The sequence below is a fragment of the Pseudomonas sp. F01002 genome (assembly GCF_004402115.1).
GTDB classification, from domain to species: Bacteria; Pseudomonadota; Gammaproteobacteria; order Pseudomonadales; family Pseudomonadaceae; genus Aquipseudomonas; species Aquipseudomonas frigoris.
This window is the reverse complement of sequence record NZ_SOPU01000018.1, coordinates 376,214-395,758: the sequence shown is the minus strand read 5'-3', so window position 1 is coordinate 395,758 and position 19,545 is coordinate 376,214. Positions and strand designations below refer to the sequence as shown.

General features: G+C 58.8%; 23 protein-coding genes and 1 other RNA gene. 12 read left to right on the top strand and 12 right to left on the bottom strand.

Translation table 11 applies throughout. The features are described from left to right. Positions 1-75 precede the first annotated feature (75 nt). From E3W21_RS15670 to E3W21_RS15655, 4 genes are read right to left on the bottom strand one after another with little or no spacing between them, the layout of a single operon-like run. Positions 76-813, bottom strand: a complete 738-nt coding sequence (locus E3W21_RS15670; RefSeq protein WP_134420843.1) for an amino acid ABC transporter ATP-binding protein — start codon at positions 811-813, stop codon at positions 76-78. Beyond that, positions 800-1,450 carry an amino acid ABC transporter permease gene (locus tag E3W21_RS15665; protein ID WP_134420841.1) on the bottom strand — a complete coding sequence of 217 codons (651 nt, stop codon included), beginning with the start codon at positions 1,448-1,450 and terminating at the stop codon, positions 800-802. Before E3W21_RS15665 ends, E3W21_RS15670 begins: the two co-directional genes overlap by 14 nt. After that, positions 1,447-2,115: an amino acid ABC transporter permease gene (locus tag E3W21_RS15660; RefSeq protein ID WP_134420839.1), complete on the bottom strand. Its 669-nt coding sequence runs from the start codon at positions 2,113-2,115 to the stop codon at positions 1,447-1,449. The genes E3W21_RS15665 and E3W21_RS15660 overlap by 4 nt, the downstream gene beginning before the upstream one ends. A 21-nt stretch (positions 2,116-2,136) precedes the next feature. Next, positions 2,137-2,922, bottom strand: coding sequence for a transporter substrate-binding domain-containing protein (locus tag E3W21_RS15655; protein WP_129440119.1), 786 nt, complete (start codon positions 2,920-2,922; stop codon positions 2,137-2,139). A 256-nt stretch (positions 2,923-3,178) separates the two neighbouring features. Here E3W21_RS15655 and E3W21_RS15645 point away from each other — a divergent pair, with 256 nt between their 5' ends. The 5 genes from E3W21_RS15645 (at position 3,179) to E3W21_RS15625 (ending at position 8,516) form a co-directional block, all read left to right on the top strand. Continuing rightward, complete coding sequence (locus E3W21_RS15645) at positions 3,179-3,886, top strand: FadR/GntR family transcriptional regulator (protein ID WP_134420835.1); 708 nt, start codon at positions 3,179-3,181, stop codon at positions 3,884-3,886. Positions 3,887-4,006: 120 nt separating this feature from the next. Continuing rightward, positions 4,007-4,336, top strand: a complete 330-nt coding sequence (gene trxA, locus E3W21_RS15640; RefSeq protein WP_008150340.1) for a thioredoxin TrxA — start codon at positions 4,007-4,009, stop codon at positions 4,334-4,336. A 248-nt stretch (positions 4,337-4,584) separates the two neighbouring features. Then, positions 4,585-5,844, top strand: coding sequence for a transcription termination factor Rho (rho, locus tag E3W21_RS15635; protein WP_007942421.1), 1,260 nt, complete (start codon positions 4,585-4,587; stop codon positions 5,842-5,844). Positions 5,845-6,081: 237 nt separating this feature from the next. After that, entirely contained in the window at positions 6,082-7,548 is a 1,467-nt protein-coding gene (ubiD, locus tag E3W21_RS15630; protein ID WP_056738783.1) for a 4-hydroxy-3-polyprenylbenzoate decarboxylase, read from the top strand. After that, positions 7,548-8,516 carry a CDP-6-deoxy-delta-3,4-glucoseen reductase gene (locus E3W21_RS15625; RefSeq protein ID WP_134420833.1) on the top strand — a complete coding sequence of 323 codons (969 nt, stop codon included), beginning with the start codon at positions 7,548-7,550 and terminating at the stop codon, positions 8,514-8,516. The genes ubiD and E3W21_RS15625 overlap by 1 nt, the downstream gene beginning before the upstream one ends. 14 nt (positions 8,517-8,530) lie before the next feature. Here E3W21_RS15625 and E3W21_RS15620 read toward each other — a convergent pair whose 3' ends face one another. Next, positions 8,531-9,007 carry a sn-glycerol-3-phosphate transporter gene (locus tag E3W21_RS15620; RefSeq protein WP_166793830.1) on the bottom strand — a complete coding sequence of 159 codons (477 nt, stop codon included), beginning with the start codon at positions 9,005-9,007 and terminating at the stop codon, positions 8,531-8,533. Between the two features lie 351 nt (positions 9,008-9,358). On the opposite strand from E3W21_RS15620, the gene E3W21_RS15615 reads away from it, so the two are divergent. After that, positions 9,359-10,027, top strand: a complete 669-nt coding sequence (locus tag E3W21_RS15615; RefSeq protein WP_129440131.1) for a gamma-glutamylcyclotransferase — start codon at positions 9,359-9,361, stop codon at positions 10,025-10,027. Here E3W21_RS15615 and glpT read toward each other — a convergent pair. Continuing rightward, positions 10,003-11,352 (bottom strand): glycerol-3-phosphate transporter, encoded by a 1,350-nt coding sequence (glpT, locus tag E3W21_RS15610; protein WP_129440133.1) that lies wholly within the window; start codon positions 11,350-11,352, stop codon positions 10,003-10,005. The two genes, E3W21_RS15615 and glpT, sit on opposite strands and share 25 nt — an antisense overlap. Before the next feature lie 327 nt (positions 11,353-11,679). On the opposite strand from glpT, the gene E3W21_RS15605 reads away from it, so the two are divergent. After that, entirely contained in the window at positions 11,680-12,294 is a 615-nt protein-coding gene (locus E3W21_RS15605; RefSeq protein WP_134420831.1) for an energy transducer TonB, read from the top strand. Between the two features lie 61 nt (positions 12,295-12,355). On the opposite strand, the gene E3W21_RS15600 is transcribed toward E3W21_RS15605, so the two are convergent. Next, positions 12,356-13,333, bottom strand: a complete 978-nt coding sequence (locus E3W21_RS15600; RefSeq protein WP_134420829.1) for an NADPH:quinone oxidoreductase family protein — start codon at positions 13,331-13,333, stop codon at positions 12,356-12,358. Between the two features lie 150 nt (positions 13,334-13,483). On the opposite strand from E3W21_RS15600, the gene E3W21_RS15595 reads away from it, so the two are divergent. After that, on the top strand, positions 13,484-13,891 hold the full coding sequence (locus tag E3W21_RS15595) for a flagellar basal body-associated protein FliL (RefSeq protein WP_033060630.1): 408 nt from the start codon (positions 13,484-13,486) through the stop codon (positions 13,889-13,891). Between the two features lie 106 nt (positions 13,892-13,997). On the opposite strand, the gene E3W21_RS15590 is transcribed toward E3W21_RS15595, so the two are convergent. Beyond that, positions 13,998-14,447, bottom strand: coding sequence for an EVE domain-containing protein (locus E3W21_RS15590; protein ID WP_134420827.1), 450 nt, complete (start codon positions 14,445-14,447; stop codon positions 13,998-14,000). Between the two features lie 201 nt (positions 14,448-14,648). Here E3W21_RS15590 and E3W21_RS15585 point away from each other — a divergent pair, with 201 nt between their 5' ends. Further along, on the top strand, positions 14,649-14,801 hold the full coding sequence (locus tag E3W21_RS15585; protein WP_008024268.1) for a hypothetical protein: 153 nt from the start codon (positions 14,649-14,651) through the stop codon (positions 14,799-14,801). A gap of 34 nt (positions 14,802-14,835) precedes the next feature. On the opposite strand, the gene E3W21_RS15580 is transcribed toward E3W21_RS15585, so the two are convergent. The 4 genes from E3W21_RS15580 to E3W21_RS15565 all read right to left on the bottom strand — a co-directional run bounded on the left by E3W21_RS15580 (position 14,836) and on the right by E3W21_RS15565 (position 16,260). Next, positions 14,836-15,441: a 5-formyltetrahydrofolate cyclo-ligase gene (locus E3W21_RS15580; protein WP_129440141.1), complete on the bottom strand. Its 606-nt coding sequence runs from the start codon at positions 15,439-15,441 to the stop codon at positions 14,836-14,838. Positions 15,442-15,527: 86 nt separating this feature from the next. Further along, positions 15,528-15,706, bottom strand: a non-coding RNA gene (gene ssrS, locus E3W21_RS15575) — 6S RNA. A gap of 30 nt (positions 15,707-15,736) precedes the next feature. Next, a complete protein-coding gene (locus tag E3W21_RS15570) occupies positions 15,737-16,054 on the bottom strand; it encodes a cell division protein ZapA (protein WP_007942435.1) in 318 nt (105 codons plus the stop codon). After that, entirely contained in the window at positions 16,051-16,260 is a 210-nt protein-coding gene (locus tag E3W21_RS15565) for a TIGR02449 family protein (RefSeq protein WP_007982902.1), read from the bottom strand. The genes E3W21_RS15570 and E3W21_RS15565 overlap by 4 nt, the downstream gene beginning before the upstream one ends. A gap of 128 nt (positions 16,261-16,388) precedes the next feature. Here E3W21_RS15565 and E3W21_RS15560 point away from each other — a divergent pair, with 128 nt between their 5' ends. The 3 genes from E3W21_RS15560 to ubiH are packed head-to-tail and all read left to right on the top strand — an operon-like array spanning position 16,389 to position 19,495. Continuing rightward, entirely contained in the window at positions 16,389-16,949 is a 561-nt protein-coding gene (locus E3W21_RS15560) for a YecA family protein (protein ID WP_129440143.1), read from the top strand. Positions 16,950-16,976: 27 nt separating this feature from the next. Next, on the top strand, positions 16,977-18,311 hold the full coding sequence (gene pepP / locus E3W21_RS15555) for a Xaa-Pro aminopeptidase (RefSeq protein ID WP_134420825.1): 1,335 nt from the start codon (positions 16,977-16,979) through the stop codon (positions 18,309-18,311). Then, the gene (gene ubiH / locus E3W21_RS15550; protein WP_033060622.1) at positions 18,308-19,495 is read left to right on the top strand and encodes a 2-octaprenyl-6-methoxyphenyl hydroxylase; all 1,188 of its coding nucleotides are present in this window, start codon (positions 18,308-18,310) and stop codon (positions 19,493-19,495) included. The genes pepP and ubiH overlap by 4 nt, the downstream gene beginning before the upstream one ends. The last annotated feature ends 50 nt before the right edge of the window (positions 19,496-19,545 follow it).

The following is a 19,545-nucleotide window of genomic DNA, read 5'->3' as shown; positions in this document are numbered from 1 at the left end:
TACCTCAGTAAGAACGCGGTCAACTGTGGGAGCGGGCTTGCTCGCGAAAGCTGCCTCGCAGGCGCCGAAGATCGATCAGCCCGCCGCCTCAACCGTCCCGATAAAATTCGCCAGCTCCGCCGTCTGCGGATTCGCGAACAGAATCTTCGGATTCCCGACCTCATGCACCTTGCCCTGATGCATGAACACCAACTTATCCCCAACCTCCCGGGCAAAGCGCATCTCATGGGTGACCATAATCAACGTCATCCCTTCCTTGGCCAGTTGCCGGACCACGCTCAGCACTTCATTGACCAGTTCCGGGTCCAGCGCCGAGGTAATCTCATCGCACAGCAAGACCTTCGGCGACATCGCCAGCGCCCGGGCAATCGCCACCCGCTGTTGCTGCCCGCCAGACAAGCGATCCGGAAAGGCATCGAATTTTTCCCCCAGCCCGACCCGTTCCAACATCTCTCGCGCCAGTTCGGCCGCTTTGGCTTTTGGCACTTTCTGCACCACTTGCGGCGCGAGCATCACGTTCTCGCCGACCGTCAGGTGCGGGAACAGGTTGAACTGCTGAAACACCATCCCGACTTTCTGTCGCAAGCTGCGCAGATCGGCACGAGCGGCGTCGAGGTATTCGCCGTCGACTTCAATCACGCCGTCGTTGATCGATTCCAGGCCATTGAGGGTGCGCAACAAGGTGGATTTGCCCGAGCCGCTGCGGCCGATGATCGCCACCACCTGGCCTTCCTCGACGCTCAGGTCGATGCCTTTGAGCACATGGTGGTCGCCGTAATATTTATGCAGGGCCGAAATTCTAAGCAGAGGCATGCAGTCTCCTTTCCAGATAGCGCGCACTGAGGGACAAGGGGTAGCAGAGCAGGAAGTAACCGAGGGCCACGAGGCCGTAGACCATGAACGGTTCAAAGGTCGCGTTGGCGAGCATGCCGCCGGTCTTGGTCAGTTCGGTGAAGCCGATGATCGAGGTGACGGCGGTGCCTTTGACCACTTGCACGGAGAAGCCCACGGTCAGCGCCACGGCGATTCGAAGCGCTTGCGGCAGGATCACGTAGCGCAGTTGCTCCAGCGGGTTCAGCGCCAGGCTCGACGAGGCTTCCCACTGGCCGTTGGGAATTGATTCGACGCAACCACGCCAGATCTCCGCCAGGTAGGCGCTGGTGAACAGCGTCAGGGCAATCGCCGCGGCCATCCACGGCGAAATCTCCACCCCGGCCAACGCCACACCGAAGAACACCAGAAACAGCTGCATCAACAGCGGCGAGCCCTGGAACAGCTCGATGTAGGTGCGTGCGAAGCTGCGCGGCAGGGATTTCTTCGAGATGCGCATGACCATGATCAACAAACCGATCAGTCCGCCACCGATAAACGCCACCAGCGACAGCGCCAGGGTCCATTGCAGGCCGGTGAGCAGGTTGCGTACGACGTCCCAGAATGTGAAATCGCTCATTGGCTGCTCCGGGATATGTAGCGGCGACCAATCCAGTTCAGCAATTGGCGGATCATTAGCGCCATGCACAGGTAGACCAGCGTGGTCAGCGCATAGGTTTCAAAGGCGCGGAAGTTGCGCGACTGAATGAAGTTGGCGGCGAAGCTCAGCTCTTCGGTGGCGATCTGCGAGCAGACCGCCGAACCCAGCATCACGATGATGATCTGGCTGCTCAATGCCGGCCAAACCTTGCCCAGCGCCGGCAGCAGCACCACGTGGCGAAAGGCTTCGAAGCGCGTCATTGCCAGCGCCGCAGCGGCTTCAAGCTGTCCTCGAGGGATTGCTTGGATGCCGGCGCGGATGATCTCAGTGGAATAGGCGCCGAGGTTGATCACCATCGCCAGCACCGCCGCCTGCCATTCCGAAATCTGCACACCCAGTGACGGCAGGCCGAAGAAGATGAAAAACAACTGCACCAAAAATGGCGTGTTGCGGATCAACTCGACGTAGACCCCAAAAATGCCGGCGAACGGGCGGATGTTCCACGCCCGCACCAGCGCCCCGACGGTGCCCAGACCCACCCCGAGCACCGCGCCGATGGCCGTCAGTTCAAGGGTGAACAGCGCACCGCGCAGCAGCAGGTCGGTGTTTTGCACCACCGGTATGAAATCGAACTGATAAGCCATGTTCAGTCTCCGCAACGACGATCAGAGATCGGCCGGCAGCGGCTCTTTGAGCCAGGTACGGGAGTTCTTCTCCAGCGCGCCGTCGGTCTTGGCGGTGGCGAGGATCTGGTTGACCTTGTCCAGCAGCGCCGGCTCGTTTTTGTTCACGCCGACGTAGACCGGCGAATCCTTGAGCTTCACTTTCAGCGCCGGAATGCGTTTCGGGTTGCGCTCGCTGATGGTCACCATCACCACATTGCCGCTGGCGATCAGATCAACTTGCCCGGCGAGGTAAGCGGCGATGGTCGAGTTGTTGTCTTCGAAGCGCTTGATGTTCACGCCTTCGGGCGCGACTTTGGTCAACTCGATGTCTTCGATGGCACCCCGGGTGACGCTGATGGTTTTGCCCTTGAGGTCGTCCAGGCTTTTGATGCTGGCGTCTGGCGGACCGAAAACGGCAAGGTAGAACGGCGCGTAGGCACGGGAGAAATCGATGACCTTCTCGCGCTCGGGGTTCTTGCCGAGGCTGGAGATCACCAGATCGACCTTGCCGGTGGTCAGGAACGGAATGCGGTTGGTGCTGTTGACCGGCGTCAGCTCGAGTTTGACCTTGAGTTGGTCGGCCAGCAGTTTTGCCGTATCGATGTCCAGGCCGCGCGGTTTCATGTCCGGGCCGACCGAGCCGAAGGGCGGGAAGTCCTGAGGCACGGCAACCTTGAGGACGCCGCGCTTGACCACATCCTCCAGACCGTCGGCGTGGGCGGGCGCCTGGCTCAGCATCAGGCTGGCAAACAGGGCTGCGAGGAGGGCGCTGTAACGCTGGGTCATGGCAAATCTCCGAATCGGCGAGAAGTGAATTCTGCGGATCGACAGAGCACGGGCCATGCCAACATCGGGTTTTGGGGGCGCAAGGCCACGGTTTTGCTGGTGTTACTCGGTCTTACTGGTCTGAACAGTCGTGCGCGGTTTCGCACCCCGATAGCGCATCGCTGGAATTCGCCGAACCCCCATGGGGCACGACTTGCCGGGCGTCGCGAATAGCTTTACAACTAGCCGCTCATTAGCCCGGTTTCTCTGAAAAACCATGAACTCGATCTCCCGAGCCGTACCTGAAGTGGCGTTGCAAGCCATCCGCAAACTAATCACCGAGCAAGGTTTCGGGCCGGGCGATGCCTTGCCCTCGCAACGGGATTTGGCGGTGCAATTAGGGGTCAGTCGGGCGTCGCTGAGAGAGGCGTTGTCGTCGCTGAGTGCGCTGGGCGTGATCAGCATCCAGCCGGGCAAAGGCGTGTTCGTGCAGTCGCCGGTTGATTTGCCGCGATGCGATGCGGGGCTGAGTTGGCCGTTCGCGGCCCAGGCCTCGCCGCTGGACATCTTCCAGTTGCGCTATGCCCTGGAAGGCTTCGCTGCTGGTTTAGCGGCGGTGACCCTGAGTACTCACGAGCTCGATGCACTGGAAGATAACGTCGCCGCCATGCGCATCGAATTGAAGGCCGGCGACTTCGAGGCCGCGGCGCGACTGGATTTCGAGTTTCACCGGCGCATCCTGCTGGCGAGCGGCAATCAGGCGATGCTGAGCATTCTGACGGCCAGCGCCGACATTTTTCTAGAGAGCCAGAAACTACCGTTCATCCGGGCAGAGCGGGCCATGGAAACCTGGCAGGAACACCGCAAAATCCTCCGCGCACTGGCCCGGCGGGCGTCCGGCGCAGCGCAGAAGGCCATGCACGAACATGTGCGTAACGCGGCACTGCGCACAGGAATTGCCTTCGTCGCTCCCGCCACCTCGTGACTTGGGCTATACCCAAACTCATGCGGCACCATAGCGAGACTCAATCATCTGCACCTTCCTGAACGAGGGAAGGGCGGCTATGATGGGCCACGTTTTTTTGCTTACAACCTGGAGACTTCCATGAGCAGCGATCTTATTAAACACGTCACCGACGCTAGCTTCGACGTCGACGTCCTCAAGGCCGAAGGCGCTGTACTGGTCGACTACTGGGCTGAATGGTGCGGCCCTTGCAAAATGATCGCTCCTGTTCTGGACGAAATTGCTGAAACCTACAAAGGCAAGCTGACCGTTGCCAAACTGAACATCGACGAAAACCAGGAAACTCCGGCCAAGCATGGCGTGCGTGGTATCCCGACTCTGATGCTGTTCAAGAACGGCAACGTTGAAGCCACCAAGGTTGGCGCGCTGTCGAAGTCGCAACTGGCTGCCTTCCTCGACGCCAACATCTAAGCGTCGTTTAAAGCGTCATCAAAAAGGCCCCGCACATCGCGGGGCCTTTTCGTTATTGAGGGCTAGACGCTCCGAAACTCAGGTGGTACATTCGGCCCCGCACTGGTTTCTCCACTGCCCCCTGCTAGCCGTCGCCGACGCACTCCTTTTCGAATAAGTACGCGATCCTGTCGCCTTCTCTGCGGCGCGGCCTCATTAAGCCAAAAGCTTAATTTCCCCCCCTCCATAAATGATTACGTCATTCCTATATGAATCTGACTGAACTCAAGCAAAAGCCGATTACCGAACTGCTCGAATTGGCCGAACAGATGGGCATAGAAAATATGGCCCGTTCGCGCAAGCAGGACGTGATTTTCTCCCTGCTCAAAAAGCACGCTAAAAGCGGCGAGGAAATCTCCGGTGATGGCGTGCTGGAGATTCTCCAGGACGGCTTCGGCTTCCTTCGCTCCGCTGACGCTTCCTATCTCGCCGGCCCAGACGATATCTACGTCTCGCCGAGTCAGATCCGTCGCTTTAACTTGCGCACCGGTGACACCATCGTTGGCAAGATCCGTCCCCCAAAGGAAGGCGAGCGTTATTTCGCGCTGCTCAAGGTCGACACGATCAACTACGATCGTCCCGAGAACGCGAAAAACAAGATTCTCTTCGAGAACCTGACCCCGCTGTTCCCGACCGTGCGCATGAAGATGGAAGCCGGCAACGGTTCCACCGAAGACTTGACCGGTCGTGTCATCGACCTGTGCGCCCCAATCGGCAAAGGCCAGCGCGGTCTGATCGTTGCACCGCCGAAAGCCGGTAAAACCATCATGCTGCAGAACATCGCAGCCAACATCGCGCGTAACAATCCTGAAGTTCATCTGATCGTATTGCTGATCGACGAACGTCCGGAAGAAGTGACCGAAATGCAGCGCACTGTGCGCGGCGAAGTGGTTGCCTCGACGTTCGATGAACCGCCAACCCGCCACGTGCAGGTTGCCGAAATGGTGATCGAGAAGGCCAAGCGCCTGGTCGAACACAAGAAGGACGTGGTGATCCTGCTCGACTCCATCACCCGTCTGGCTCGCGCCTACAACACCGTGATCCCGAGCTCCGGCAAAGTACTCACCGGTGGTGTCGATGCCCACGCCCTGGAGAAACCGAAACGTTTCTTCGGCGCCGCGCGGAACATCGAAGAAGGCGGTTCGCTGACCATCATCGCCACCGCGCTGGTTGAAACCGGCTCGAAGATGGACGAAGTGATCTACGAAGAATTCAAAGGCACGGGCAACATGGAACTGCCGCTGGATCGTCGTATCGCCGAAAAACGCGTCTTCCCGGCCATCAACATCAACCGTTCCGGCACCCGCCGCGAAGAGTTGCTGACTGCCGACGACGAGTTGCAACGCATGTGGATCCTTCGCAAGCTGTTGCACCCGATGGACGAAATCGCTGCCATCGAATTCCTGGTCGACAAGCTGAAAACGACCAAGACCAACGATGAGTTCTTCCTGTCGATGAAACGCAAGTAAGTCGATAAGGGCTGTGCCCTGTGTGGCTGTCTCGTTAGTTCAAATTCGGATGCCGCAGGATATGAGCTTGCGGCGCCGAAGTTGACTAACAGAGACAGCCATACAGGGCACCAGAGCCGGGGAAACCCGGCTTTTTGCTATCTGATTTTTGATGAACCGGCAGTTCGTGGTTCTGAATAGAGGGGTTCGGCGCTAAACTGCCACCCCCGAACGGCTCGGCCAACACGAGGCTCACGCATGCAGTATCGCGACTTGCGCGACTTTATCAGCGGCCTGGAAAAGCGCGGCGAACTCAAGCGCATCCAGGTTCCGGTGTCCCCAGTGCTCGAAATGACCGAGGTCTGCGACCGCACCCTGCGTGCCAAAGGTCCGGCTCTGCTTTTCGAAAAGCCCACGGGTTATGACATCCCGGTGCTCGGCAATCTGTTTGGCACCCCTGAGCGCGTGGCGCTGGGCATGGGCGCAGAGGCGGTCAGCGAATTGCGCGAGATCGGCAAGCTGCTGGCGTTCCTCAAGGAACCCGAGCCACCGAAAGGCCTGAAAGATGCCTGGTCCAAGCTGCCGATCTTCCGCAAGATCATCGCCATGGCTCCGAAGGTGGTCAAAGATGCGGTCTGCCAGGAAGTGGTCATCGAAGGCGACGACGTCGACCTCGCGATGCTGCCGGTGCAGACCTGCTGGCCGGGCGACGTCGGCCCGCTGATCACCTGGGGCCTGACCGTCACCAAAGGGCCGAACAAGGATCGCCAGAATCTCGGTATCTACCGTCAGCAAGTGATTGGCCGCAACAAGGTCATCATGCGCTGGCTGAGCCATCGTGGCGGCGCGCTGGATTACCGCGAGTGGTGCGAGAAGCATCCTGGTCAACCGTTCCCGGTGTCCGTGGCGCTCGGCGCCGACCCGGCGACCATTCTTGGCGCTGTAACGCCTGTGCCGGACAGCCTTTCCGAATATGCTTTCGCGGGTCTGCTGCGCGGCAATCGCACTGAGCTGGTGAAGTGCCGTGGCAACGACCTGCAAGTGCCGGCGACCGCCGAGATCATCCTTGAAGGCGTGATCCATCCGGGCGAGATGGCCGACGAAGGTCCATACGGCGACCACACCGGCTACTACAACGAAGTCGACAGCTTCCCGGTGTTCACCGTCGAGCGCATCACCCATCGTATCAAACCGATTTATCACAGCACCTACACCGGCCGTCCACCGGATGAACCGGCGATTCTCGGCGTGGCGCTGAACGAAGTGTTCGTGCCGATCCTGCAGAAGCAGTTCCCCGAGATCACCGACTTCTACCTGCCGCCCGAAGGCTGCTCGTACCGCATGGCCATCGTGACCATGAAGAAGTCGTATCCCGGCCATGCCAAGCGGGTAATGCTCGGTGTCTGGTCGTTTTTGCGACAGTTCATGTACACCAAGTTCGTTATCGTCACTGACGACGATATCAACGCACGCGACTGGAACGACGTGATCTGGGCCATCACCACGCGCATGGACCCCAAGCGCGACACGGTGATGATCGACAACACGCCGATCGATTACCTGGACTTCGCCTCGCCGGTTTCCGGCCTGGGTTCGAAGATGGGGCTCGATGCCACGCATAAATGGCCGGGCGAAACCACTCGCGAGTGGGGCCGGGTGATCGTCAAGGACGAAGCCGTTACCCAGCGGATCGATGCCATCTGGAATCAGTTAGGAATAGATTGATGCGTGTAACCTTGCAGCCCTCCGGAGCAGTGCTACAGATTCTGCCCGGCGAGCGGATTCTCGATGGCGCGCGGCGTCTGGGTTACGAATGCCCGCAAAGCTGTCGAAACGGCAATTGCCACGTGTGCGCCGCACTGCTGGTGGAAGGGCGGGTCGAACAGGAAGGCGGTGTGCGCGACCATGGCGAGTTCTACACTTGCATAGCAGAGCCGCTGGAAGACTGCATCGTGCTGTGGGATGGCGTGCTCGCGCTGGGAGAATTGCCGGTGCGCAGCTTGTCGTGTCAGGTCATTGAATGCAGGGACGTCGGCGGCGATACCTGGCGTGTGCGACTGCGAGCGCCAGCCGGCAAGTCGCCGCGTTATCACGCCGGTCAGTACTTGATGATCGAGCGCGAGAGCGGCGAGAAATCCGCGTTCTCCCTGGCCTCGGCACCGCATGGCGGGCGTGATCTGGAAATCCATGTACTGGCGCGCGAAAGCAGTGCGCTGAGCTTGATCGACCAGTTGCAACGCAACCCGATGGTGCGGATCGAAATGCCGTTCGGCGACACCCATCTGGCGGAACTGCCGGACGGTCCGCTGGTGCTGATTGCCGCGGGCACCGGCATGGGCCAGATCCATAGCCTGATCGAACATTGCCGTGCCACGGGCTTCAAACATCCGGTGCATCTGTATTGGGGCGTGCGTCGTCCTGAAGACTTTTACGAGATCGAACATTGGGATGAATGGCTGAAACTGCCCAATCTATTCCTGCATAAAGTCGTCAGCGATCAATGCGGCTGGCAGGGGCGTTGCGGGATGTTGCATGAGGCGGTGTGTGAGGACTTCCCGGATCTGAAATCCTTGCATGTCTACGCCAGCGGCTCTCCGGCCATGGTCTACGGCACACTGGATGCTTTGGTCGAAGCTGGGATGGACGCTCATCAAATGCGCGCCGATGTATTTGCTTACGCCCCGCGATCGTAGGTGGGCGAACCGTTTTAGAAGCGCACCCCGGTCGTCACCATGACGGCATTGAAGCCGAGCAACACCAGCTCGGCTGCCAACGGTCCGTAGTGTGCACCTATTGAAGGAATGATCACCGGCGCGACGCCGAAGTGATTCAGGGGGATCTTGTCCTTAGACTTGCCGCTGTAACCTTGTAGCAAGCCACCACTCAGTTTGAAGTACACGGGATAGTCGGCGCTCTCGTAGCGTTTGCCCGCATACGCATAATTTGAACGCTGGCTGAACGAGTTGCGAAAAGTTGCGCCACCAAACAACCAACCGGACGCTTGCTCACGCTCAAGGCCGATGAGCTCCTGATTGTTATTGTGATCGGAGTCGTCGGAGTAGTGTTTGGTAAAGACGCTGGCCTGCAAATACCAGGAGCCCGTGTCTTTCTCGGAGGTATCTTCTGCCCGCGACTGCAGCGCCATAAGCACCAGAAGTAATCCGTAAATCCATGGTTTTTTCATTGTTCAGGCCTGTAAGGCAGTTTGGCTTGCGCCTGTGGGTGGCCGTTATACGCCATACATACTGCAACGGACAGGCGGGAAAACTGAAGGATGTGTAGGAAGTTTCTCCTAAGTGGGCTTTATCCTAGACGCGCTAATGCTTATGTATATTTCATTCCGGTATTTAAGAATTTTTCTAAATGATATTAGGGTATATGGGCAGGCCTTCAGCTTTTGCATTTGATTGCTTATGGCTGCTCCGGAAGGTCGACCGTCTCTTAGCACTTTTCGTTTTAGTATTACTGCTATATGTTCTATGACGTGAATGTTGCTTATATTTTGTAATGATTGCAGGGCCGAAATTTCATCGCCATGAGTGCCATTGAATCTGCTTTTTTGAATCTGGCTTACCCTCCGCGGCTCGATCTGGGGCCGCAGCTCACGCACGAACAATTACTCAGCTCGATGCAGTCGACGATGGCGCGCCACAAGGGCGGGCCGGTGTGGCTGTTCGCTTACGGCTCGCTGATCTGGCGTCCCGAATGCGCAGCAGTGGAGCGAGTGCGCGGTCGTGTGCATGGCTACCATCGCGGTTTGTATTTGTGGTCCCACGAACATCGCGGCACGCCCGAAGTGCCTGGGCTGGTATTTGGCCTGGATCGCGGTGGTTCTTGCAGCGGCTTCGCCTATCGCTTGCCTGAAGAACAACTTGAAGCGTCTCTTTACGCACTTTGGCAGCGCGAAATGCCATTCCCGTCCTACCGTCCACACTGGCTCAACTGCCGTCTTGAAGACGGAAGTCAGGTTCAGGCGTTGGGGTTTGTATTGGAGCGGCATCTGCCCAGCTATGCGGGCAACTTGCCGGATCACGTGCTGAGCCACGTGTTCGAAAACGCTTGCGGGCGTTACGGCACGACTCGCGATTATGTCGAGCAGACCGCCCACGCCCTGCGTAGCCACGCCATGCCAGACCGGAATCTGGAGGCGCGGCTCAAGCGCTGCAAATCAAAGGCCGATCAGGCGATTGCTTCGCGACTCTGACTGGCGACTTGTTTGTGCCACAGCGTCGGCGCAAGGAAGGCCATCGCCAGTAAGCATGCGCCGATCAGCAGCACGAAACCGCCGTCCCAGCCGAAGTGGTCCACGGTGTAGCCCATCGCTGCACTGGCCGCGACCGAACCACCCAGATAACCGAACAGGCCCGTGAAGCCCGCTGCCGTACCGGCGGCTTTCTTCGGTGCCAATTCCAGCGCTTGCAAGCCGATCAGCATCACCGGGCCGTAAATCAGGAAGCCGATCGAGACGAGCGCGATCATGTCGACTGTCGGGTTGCCCGCCGGGTTGAGCCAGTACACCAGGGTCGCAACAGTCACCAATGCCATGAACACCATGCCGGTCAGGCCACGGTTGCCACGGAAGATCTTGTCCGACATCCAGCCGCACAACAGCGTGCCCGGAATACCTGCCCATTCGTAGAAGAAGTAGGCCCACGAAGTTTTATCCACGTTGAAGCCCTTGGCTTCTTTCAAGTAGGTCGGTGCCCAGTCCAGCACGCCGTAGCGCAACAGGTAGACGAAGACGTTGGCCAGGGCGATGTACCAGAGCATTTTGTTGCGTAGCACGTATTTGACGAAGATTTCCTTGGCGCTGAATTCTTCTTCGTGGCTGGCGTCGTAGCCTTCCGGGTAGTCGTTCTTGTACTTCTCGATGGGCGGCAGGCCCACCGATTGCGGGGTATCGCGCATGGTGACGAAGGCAAACACCGCCACCGCCATGGCCACCGCCGCCGGCACGTAAAACGCTGCGTGCCAGTCATTGAACAGGCCCATGCCGAGCAGGAACAGCGGGCCGATCAGGCCGCCACCGACGTTATGCGCCACGTTCCACAAGGACACTACGCCGCCGCGTTCCTTCTGCGACCACCAGTGCACCATCGTCCGCCCACTCGGTGGCCAGCCCATGCCCTGGGCCCAGCCATTGATAAAGAGCAGGATGAACATGATGGTCACGCTGGACGTTGCCCAGGGCGCGAAACCGAAAATGAACATCACACCGGCCGATACCAACAGGCCGAAGGGCAGGAAGAAGCGCGGATTGGAACGGTCGGACACGATGCCCATCAGGAACTTGGACAGGCCGTAGGCAATGGCGATAGCCGACAGCGCCAGGCCCAGCTCACCGCGGGTATAGCCCTCTTCGATCAGATAGGGCATGGCCAGGGAGAAGTTTTTGCGCAGCAGGTAATAACCGGCGTAGCCGATAAAAATACCGGCGAAGATCTGCCAGCGAAGGCGTCGGTAGGTGTTGTCTATTTTTTCTTCAGGCAATGGAGCCTGATGTGCGGCAGGACGAAAGAAAGCAAACATTCAAGAGCTCCAGATTTCTTGTTTTGACTGCGGATGCGAATGTTACAGTTTCGTTACCGAAAATAGCACCGGTTCGCATCGGTCAAATAGCGGAAATGCTGGAGATTTCATGTTCTTTTATGAACATGTCGCTCAGGTATAAATGTAGGGCGTTGTGGGAAACGTTACTTGCAGGTCTACGTGACGCATTTTGGTCCAGGGTAGGACGAGGCTTTGGGAAATGTCCTTCGATTGAATGGGAAGTCATGGCGTTCTGTTGCAGATCACCGAGCTTTAACCTTTGTGCAGATGCCGGGTCTGGCATATCGGTCGTGAAGGGGAGGGGTTATGCGGTGGTTTGCGTGTGTGCTTTTGTTGGTTGTGTCGGATGGTGTTCGGGCCGAGGAAGTGTTTCTGGTCCCGGAAAACAATCCCAAACCGATTTACCCCAGGGCGCTTTTCAGGGCCGGGATAACAGGTGAAGTTCGAGTCAGGTTCACTGCCAATGCCGATGGCTCGGTCAGCAATGTGAGCATTTTGCAAAGCGATCATCCTGATCTGGCCGAAGCGACGCGGAAGGCGCTAGCGCAGTGGCGCTTCAAACCATGGACGGTAGAAGGCGACATGCCCGACGAGCAGGAAGTGATTGCGCCGATGGTTTTCAGACTGGATCTGGACACGCCCATTCATACCAACCAGTGGCTCAAACAACTGAGATGTCGTGACCTCAATGAGGCGCTGGTCGATTTTCCGGAGTACGCGTGGGTTGATTCAAAAGTGTTTGATTACACTCGCGCCTATCTGTCGAACGTGATTTATACGACACAGTTGCAGAACGAGCAGCGTCTGGCCTTAATTGCCAAATTGAATAAGCGGGTACCGAGAATCGTCAGGGATTGCCGGGCGAGCCCAGCCCGCAAATACATGAGTTTGCTACCGGAGGATATTCGGAAGTTGTTTTAGTCCCGGACAATAAAAAACGGCCTGAACAACTTCATTTGAAGTCCAGACCGCTTCTTTGGGCTCAGCGAACCTGAACCACCACTTTCCCAACCGCTTTGCGCTGGCCAAGATCATTGATCGCCTGCGCCGCTTTGCTCAGTGGATATACCTGCGACACCAACGGCTTCAACTTGCCCTCGGCAAACCATCCAAACAATTGCTGGAAGTTCGCCGCGTTGTCTTGAGGCTGGCGCTGGGCGAATGAGCCCCAGAACACGCCGACCACCGCTGCGCCTTTGAGCAGCGCGAGGTTCACGGGGAGTTCGGGGATGCGACCGCTGGCAAAGCCGACCACCAGCAGGCGCCCGTTCCAGGCAATGGCGCGGATGGCCTGGTCGAAGAGGTCGCCACCCACCGGATCGTAGATCACGTCGGCGCCCTGGCCATCGGTCAGGCGCTTGATTTCGTCCTTGAGACTGGTTTCGCTGTAGTTGATCAGCTCATCGGCACCGGCAGATTTGGCCACCGCGAGTTTTTCGGCGCTGCTGGCGGCGGCGATCACGCGGGCGCCCATGGCTTTGCCGATTTCCACGGCGGCCAGACCGACACCGCCGGAAGCGCCGAGTACCAGCAAGGTTTCACCCGGTTGCAGGTTGCCCCGTTGCTTGAGCGCGTGCATCGACGTGCCGTAAGTCATGCTGAACGCGGCGGCGGTGTTGAAGTCCATCGATGGCGGGATGGGCAGCACGTTGTAGCCCGGCACCGCGACCTGTTCGGCGAAACTGCCCCAGCCGGTCAGCGCCATGACCCGATCGCCTACCCTGAGGTGGCTGACCTTTTCGCCTACTTCGCTGACCACGCCAGCCGCTTCGCCGCCTGGAGAAAACGGGAAGGGCGGCTTGAACTGATATTTGCCCTCGATGATCAACGTGTCCGGGAAATTCACCCCGGCGGCGTGCACGTCCAGCAGGATTTCATTCTTCTTCGCGACAGGACTGGCGACGTCTTCCAGCACCAGCGATTCGGCAGGGCCGAAGGCTTTGCACAGCACGGCTTTCATCAGGGCTATTCCTTTGGGAGTGATGGCCGATAAGTGTAGGTGTGTGAGTCGATGGGTCAACGAGCATGCCCGGCCCTGATAGTCAGCCATAAGCTTGTGCTTGAGCGGCGGGTCGTTATGCTAGGCCGCAAACCGGATAAGGAGCGAATTGTGAAAGCGTGGATCATGTTGTTGCTGGCCCTGTCTCTGCCTGTGGCAGCGATGGCCGAAGAAGCCAAAGAAGGTGCAGCTCCAAAGGTCAATTACATCACCCTGAGCCCGCCGTTCGTGGGCAACTACGGGCTGGACGGGACGCCAAAGCTCAAGGTCTACAAGGCCGATGTGGCATTGCGAGTGACCGGTGATGAGGCGACCAAACTGGTGAAAGCCAATGAGCCGTTGATTCGTAATCAACTGGTGGCGTTGTTTGCCCAGCAGACAACTGAAGCGATGAACAACGTCGAGGCCAAGGAAAAGCTGCGTCAGGAAGCCCTGAAGCAGACCCAGCAAATCATGAACGACGAAACCGGCAAGCCTGTGGTTGAGGATCTGTTGTTCAACAACCTCATTATCCAGTGAGTCTTGGTTTGTCTGAATGATTGCCAAGATCGCAGCCTTCGGCAGCTCCTACAGGGAACCGCGCTCGGAGTAGGAGCTGCCGAAGGCTGCGATCTTTTGGCGTCCGTCAGCGCAACGCAATAACAGCAGCCCACTGCTCGGCCGTCACTGGCATCACCGACAGTCGCGAGCCTTTCTGCACCAGCGGCATCTCGGCCAGCGCCGCCTGCTGTTTCAGATAATCCAGCTTAAGCACTTTGGGAAACGTCTCGACATGCGCGACATCGATCGCGCTCCAGGCGTTTTTCTCTTGCGTGGCTTTCGGATCGTAGTAATGACTCTCCGGCTCCAGCGCCGTCGGGTCTGGATACGCGGCTTCGACGATTTTTCCGATCCCGGCGATCCCCGGTTCGGGGCAGCTGGAGTGATAGAAGAAAAACTCGTCGCCCACCGCCATGGCCCGCAGAAAATTACGTGCCTGGTAGTTGCGAACCCCGTCCCAGCGCGCCTTGCCAAGCGTCTCCAGGCCCTTGATCGAGAGCTCGTCGGGCTCGGATTTCATCAGCCAATAAGCCATGGTTTTTGCTCCTTGCGAAGTGGGTGGGCAAGTTGTCGGGGAATTTTATGACAAACCGACGGTCGGTTGACGCCAGCGTTTGCGTGTCGGTTCACGTTGTCGCAAAATGCCGGCCTTCTAAGCTTGACGCTGCTGCACGGCCTACACCTACAACGGAAACCGCTGCTGTCATCGTGTTGATGTGCCTTTGGGGGGCAATCGATGAAACGCAAACCGGATTTACTATGGATTTTGGTTATTTTGTTCGGCCTCGGCGTCGTGACCACCGGCTATGCCCAAAGCCTGTGGAGCAACAAGACCGACGCTCCGATCGAAATCGCGCAGCAACAACAGCCGTCGGCCTTCAAACGCTGAAACTGTCTTCGGACGCCGCTGATTCCAGTGGCGTCTAGCCGGCGAAATACCGCGCCTTGTCTGTCACCGTTCCCTGTAACGGCACATCCCAGCTCGCTTGAGCCAATCGTTCGACCTTCTGACATTCATGGGCCAGCCCCAATAGCGTCGGCTTGCGCCAGTTTTTACGTCGTGCCAGGTACGCCAGGCTTCGATCATAGAAACCGCCGCCCATGCCCAGGCGTCCGCCGACATCGTCAAACCCCACCAATGGCAACAGCACCAGATCGAGCGCCCAGACTTTGCGTTGCCGGGCGAGGTTGTGCCGGGGTTCGAGAATACGAAAGCGGTTGGGTTTGAGTTTTTCACCGGGGCGAATTCGCTGGAACACCATTTTGGTTCGTGGCCAGGCGCTGAGCACCGGCAGATACGTTGCCTTGCCTCGACGCTGAGCGGCACGCAGCAAAACACGCGGATCGATTTCACCGTCGGTGGGTAGATAAAGGGAGATGTGTTTTGCGCGGCGAAACAGCGGGTGCTGAGCCAATTGCGTGTACAGCCCGCGAGCGGCCTGGCGCTGCTGACTGGGTGTCAGTGCGCGGCGGGCCTTGCGCAGCATGCGTCGAAGTTGCGGGCGGGGCAGCAGCGCAGGTTCGGTCATGAATTCGGGCTTCGGCAGTGCGGGTACATAAAGCGTACCCGTAAAAAAGCCGATGCCGGTATTTAAACCGGCATCGGACTGGAATCAGGCTCCCCGGATGTACCGCTGTCGACTTAGCCCTTGAACCCGAAAGTTCAAGGTGGAAGATGCAGTAGGCTTTAAGGCTTTCCGTCTAGCGGACATGCACACCAGCCCAACGTGCAACCTCCAGGGTATAGCAAATCGGCTCAGGGACATCGCCAACTGGCAAGCACCCCAGGGAGTGATGCGAGTATACCCCAAGCGGTTTCGCGTTTCAGCCCTTGGTGACGTCCGGATCGGTTGCGAGCACCAGATCGACGCGATCCAGCAGGTCGCGAACCTGCTCGCGGGTCGAGCCGCTGGCCTGCACATCCGGGCGTTCTTCCTTGTGCAGAAGGTCGTGCGTGATGTTCAGGGCGGCCATCACGGCGATGCGATCGGCGCCGATGACTTTGCCGCTGCTGCGGATTTCGCGCATTTTGCCGTCCAGGTAACGGGCGGCGCTCACCAGATTGCTGCGCTCTTCCTGGGGGCAGATGATCGAATATTCTTTATCGAGGATCTGCACGGTAACGCTATTGCTTGAACTCATGAGTCTTGCTCCAGGGCCTTGAGGCGCGAAATCATTGATTCGACCTTACGCCGGGCGATTTCGTTCTTTTCAATGAGGTGAGCGCGTTCCTCGCGCCAGGTCTTTTCCTGAGCTAATAGGAGTCCGTTTTGACTCTTTAGTTGCTCGACGCGGGTAATTAGCAGTTCGAGTCTGGCCATTAGCGCTTGCAGGTCGGTGTCTTCCATTGGGTCCACTGAAATTGTGTCAGATGGGTGATAGCTGGCGGACAGCCTTTAATAGTCTTGGCGAGTCTGTCGATGTAGGATACAAGGCCTTCATTCTAGACATAGCGCCGTCTGGCGCCTAGCTGCCCATGCCCATTCAGAATTCCCCGTACCAAGCCTTCGCCAAACTGCTGACTTCCAGCGGTCATAATGCCTCGCCTGCCGAACTGCATGGCCTGCTGCTCGGCCGCAGTTGCGCCGGTGCCGGTTTCGATGCCGAAGGTTGGCTGATTGATGCCGCCGAGCTGCTCGAAAGCGAGCCGCAGGATAATGTCCGCAACGCCTTGATTGGCTTGCAGGAGATGGTCAAGGGCGAGCTCACTGGCGACGACGTGACCGTCGTTCTGCTGCTGCCGACCGATGACGAGCCGCTGGCCGACCGCGCCGCCGCACTGGGCCAATGGTGCCAGGGCTTCCTCAGCGGTTTCGGCCTGAACTGCCGTGACAGCAGCATGCTGAGCACCGAGGCCACCGAAGTACTTCAGGATCTGGCGGCTATTTCACAGGTGCAAGACGCCCTGGAAGAGTCCGACGACGGCGAAAGCGATTACATGGAAGTGATGGAGTACCTGCGCGTCGCGCCGCTGCTGCTGTTCACCGAAACCAAAAAGCCGGACGCGCCCGCTGCCGCCAAACCGTCGTTGCATTAATCGCGTGCCAGGGAAAGCCATCTGCCCATGATTCATATCCCGAAATCGGAATACAGCCGTCGCCGCAAGGCCCTGATGGCGCAGATGGAACCCAATAGCATCGCCATCCTGCCCGCCGCCGCCGTTGCGATCCGCAACCGCGACGTCGAGCACGTCTACCGTCAAGACAGCGACTTCCAGTACCTCAGCGGTTTTCCCGAGCCTCAGGCGGTCATCGTTTTGATGCCTGGGCGTTCACATGGCGAATACATATTGTTCTGCCGTGAACGCAATGCCGAACGGGAGTTGTGGGACGGCTTGCGCGCCGGGCAGGAAGGCGCGATTCGCGACTTCGGCGCCGACGACGCCTTCCCCATCACCGACATCGACGACATCCTGCCGGGCCTGATCGAAGGTCGCGACCGGGTGTATTCGGCCATGGGCAGCAACCCGGAATTCGACCGGCACCTGATGGACTGGATCAACGTGATCCGCTCTAAAGCGCACCTCGGCGCCCAGCCGCCGAACGAATTCGTTGCTCTGGATCACCTGCTTCACGACATGCGCCTGTATAAATCGGCGGCAGAAGTGAAAGTGATGCGCGAAGCCGCACGGATTTCCGCCCAGGCACACATCCGCGCGATGCAGGCCAGCCGAGTCGGGCTGCATGAGTTCAGCCTCGAAGCCGAGCTCGACTACGAGTTCCGCAAGGGCGGGGCGAAAATGCCGGCCTACGGTTCGATCGTCGCCGCTGGGCGCAACAGCTGCATCCTGCATTACCAGCAGAATGACGCAGTGCTCAAGGACGGCGATCTGGTGTTGATCGATGCCGGTTGCGAGATCGATTGCTACGCCAGCGACATCACCCGCACCTGGCCGGTCAACGGCAAGTATTCAGCGGAACAGAAGGCGATCTACGAGTTGGTGCTGGCGTCGCAAGAAGCTGCGTTTGCGGAAATCGCCCCGGACAAACACTGGAATCAAGCCCACGAAGCCACGGTCCGGGTGATTACTGCCGGGTTGGTGAAGTTGGGCCTGTTGCAGGGCGACGTCGACGAGTTGATCGCCAGCGAAGCCTATAAAGCGTTTTACATGCACCGCGCCGGCCACTGGCTGGGCATGGATGTGCATGATGTCGGCGAATACAAGGTCGGCGGTGAATGGCGCGTGCTGGAAGTCGGCATGGCGCTGACCGTGGAACCGGGCATCTACATTGCCCCGGGCAACCAGAACGTAGCGAAGAAATGGCGCGGCATTGGCGTGCGCATCGAGGACGACGTAGTGGTCACCAAAAGCGGCTGTGAAATCCTGACCAAAGGCGTACCGAAAACGGTCACCGAGATCGAAGCCTTGATGGCCGCCGCGCGGGCACAAGCGGCATGAGTCGAGTCAATCTGGCAATCATCGGTGGCGGTCTGGTCGGCGCCAGCCTGGCGTTGGCACTTCAGGCCGGAGCCAAGGCTCGTGGCTGGAAGATCGTGCTGATCGAACCGTTCGCCCCCGGCGATACTTATCAACCGAGCTACGACGCCCGTTCTTCGGCGTTGTCCTACGGTGCCAAGCAAATTTATCAACGGTTGGGCGTGTGGCAGGAAATCTCCCGCCGCGCCGAGCCGATCAAGCAAATTCATGTGTCCGACCGTGGGCGCTTCTCCACCGCGCGATTGTCGGCGATGGAAGAGGGCGTTCCGGCGCTGGGTTATGTGGTGGAAAACGCCTGGCTCGGCCAATGCCTCTGGCAGGGGCTGGACAAGGACGTGATCAGCTGGCGTTGCCCGGCGGAAGTCACGCGCATGGAGCCGCTGATCGATGGCTATCGCCTGACCCTCAACGACGAAACCACTCTGGAATGCGATCTTGCGGTGCTGGCTGATGGCGGCCGTTCCGGCCTGCGCGAGCAACTGGGGATCGGCATCAAAAAGCGCCCGTACAACCAGAGCGCGTTGATTGCCAACATCACACCGAGTGAAGCGCACAACGGCATGGCCTTCGAGCGTTTCACCGATGACGGGCCGATGGCCTTGTTGCCGTTGCCGGAAAACCGCTGCGCACTGGTCTGGACTCGATTGGGAATGGACGCGCAACGGCTCGCGGCCCTCGATGAAAAGAGCTTCCTCAGCGAGTTGCAAGGCGTGTTCGGTTATCGCCTCGGCACTTTGAAGCAGGTTGGTGCGCGGCATTTGTACCCGCTGACATTGATCGAGGCCGAAGAGCAGGTGCGTCCGCATCTGGCGATTCTCGGCAATGCTGCCCACAGCCTGCACCCGATTGCAGGGCAAGGTTTCAACCTGTCTTTGCGTGATGCTCAAGCGCTGGCCGATGCGTTGCTGGCCAGCGAAACATCTCCCGGAGACTTTGCGACCTTGCAGGCCTACCGCGAGCGTCAGCGTCTGGATCAGAACCTGACCGTGGGTTTCTCCGATCAGGTCACCCGTTTGTTCGGCAGCACTCAACCGCTGGTTTCCTTGGGCCGCAACATCGGTCTGCTCGGTCTCGATCTGCTGCCGCCGGCCAAACGCTGGTTCGCGCGGCAGGCCATGGGTTTGGGTACGCGTCCCGATGCTTAAGTGGCGGTCGGAAAATCCCTTTATATGCGGCTCAAGCCGCAAGCGAGACA

Bases quoted from the DNA above. Each gene is read 5' to 3' on its own strand.
- E3W21_RS15670 (WP_134420843.1), bottom strand. From the start codon at position 813: ATGCCTCTGCTTAGAATTTCGGCCCTGCATAAATATTACGGCGACCAC.
- E3W21_RS15665 (WP_134420841.1), bottom strand. From the start codon at position 1,450: ATGAGCGATTTCACATTCTGGGACGTCGTACGCAACCTGCTCACCGGC.
- E3W21_RS15660 (WP_134420839.1), bottom strand. From the start codon at position 2,115: ATGGCTTATCAGTTCGATTTCATACCGGTGGTGCAAAACACCGACCTG.
- E3W21_RS15655 (WP_129440119.1), bottom strand. From the start codon at position 2,922: ATGACCCAGCGTTACAGCGCCCTCCTCGCAGCCCTGTTTGCCAGCCTG.
- E3W21_RS15645 (WP_134420835.1), top strand. From the start codon at position 3,179: ATGAACTCGATCTCCCGAGCCGTACCTGAAGTGGCGTTGCAAGCCATC.
- trxA (WP_008150340.1), top strand. From the start codon at position 4,007: ATGAGCAGCGATCTTATTAAACACGTCACCGACGCTAGCTTCGACGTC.
- rho (WP_007942421.1), top strand. From the start codon at position 4,585: ATGAATCTGACTGAACTCAAGCAAAAGCCGATTACCGAACTGCTCGAA.
- ubiD (WP_056738783.1), top strand. From the start codon at position 6,082: ATGCAGTATCGCGACTTGCGCGACTTTATCAGCGGCCTGGAAAAGCGC.
- E3W21_RS15625 (WP_134420833.1), top strand. From the start codon at position 7,548: ATGCGTGTAACCTTGCAGCCCTCCGGAGCAGTGCTACAGATTCTGCCC.
- E3W21_RS15620 (WP_166793830.1), bottom strand. From the start codon at position 9,007: ATGAAAAAACCATGGATTTACGGATTACTTCTGGTGCTTATGGCGCTG.
- E3W21_RS15615 (WP_129440131.1), top strand. From the start codon at position 9,359: ATGAGTGCCATTGAATCTGCTTTTTTGAATCTGGCTTACCCTCCGCGG.
- glpT (WP_129440133.1), bottom strand. From the start codon at position 11,352: ATGTTTGCTTTCTTTCGTCCTGCCGCACATCAGGCTCCATTGCCTGAA.
- E3W21_RS15605 (WP_134420831.1), top strand. From the start codon at position 11,680: ATGCGGTGGTTTGCGTGTGTGCTTTTGTTGGTTGTGTCGGATGGTGTT.
- E3W21_RS15600 (WP_134420829.1), bottom strand. From the start codon at position 13,333: ATGAAAGCCGTGCTGTGCAAAGCCTTCGGCCCTGCCGAATCGCTGGTG.
- E3W21_RS15590 (WP_134420827.1), bottom strand. From the start codon at position 14,447: ATGGCTTATTGGCTGATGAAATCCGAGCCCGACGAGCTCTCGATCAAG.
- E3W21_RS15585 (WP_008024268.1), top strand. From the start codon at position 14,649: ATGAAACGCAAACCGGATTTACTATGGATTTTGGTTATTTTGTTCGGC.
- E3W21_RS15580 (WP_129440141.1), bottom strand. From the start codon at position 15,441: ATGACCGAACCTGCGCTGCTGCCCCGCCCGCAACTTCGACGCATGCTG.
- E3W21_RS15570 (WP_007942435.1), bottom strand. From the start codon at position 16,054: ATGAGTTCAAGCAATAGCGTTACCGTGCAGATCCTCGATAAAGAATAT.
- E3W21_RS15565 (WP_007982902.1), bottom strand. From the start codon at position 16,260: ATGGAAGACACCGACCTGCAAGCGCTAATGGCCAGACTCGAACTGCTA.
- E3W21_RS15560 (WP_129440143.1), top strand. From the start codon at position 16,389: ATGCCCATTCAGAATTCCCCGTACCAAGCCTTCGCCAAACTGCTGACT.
- pepP (WP_134420825.1), top strand. From the start codon at position 16,977: ATGATTCATATCCCGAAATCGGAATACAGCCGTCGCCGCAAGGCCCTG.
- ubiH (WP_033060622.1), top strand. From the start codon at position 18,308: ATGAGTCGAGTCAATCTGGCAATCATCGGTGGCGGTCTGGTCGGCGCC.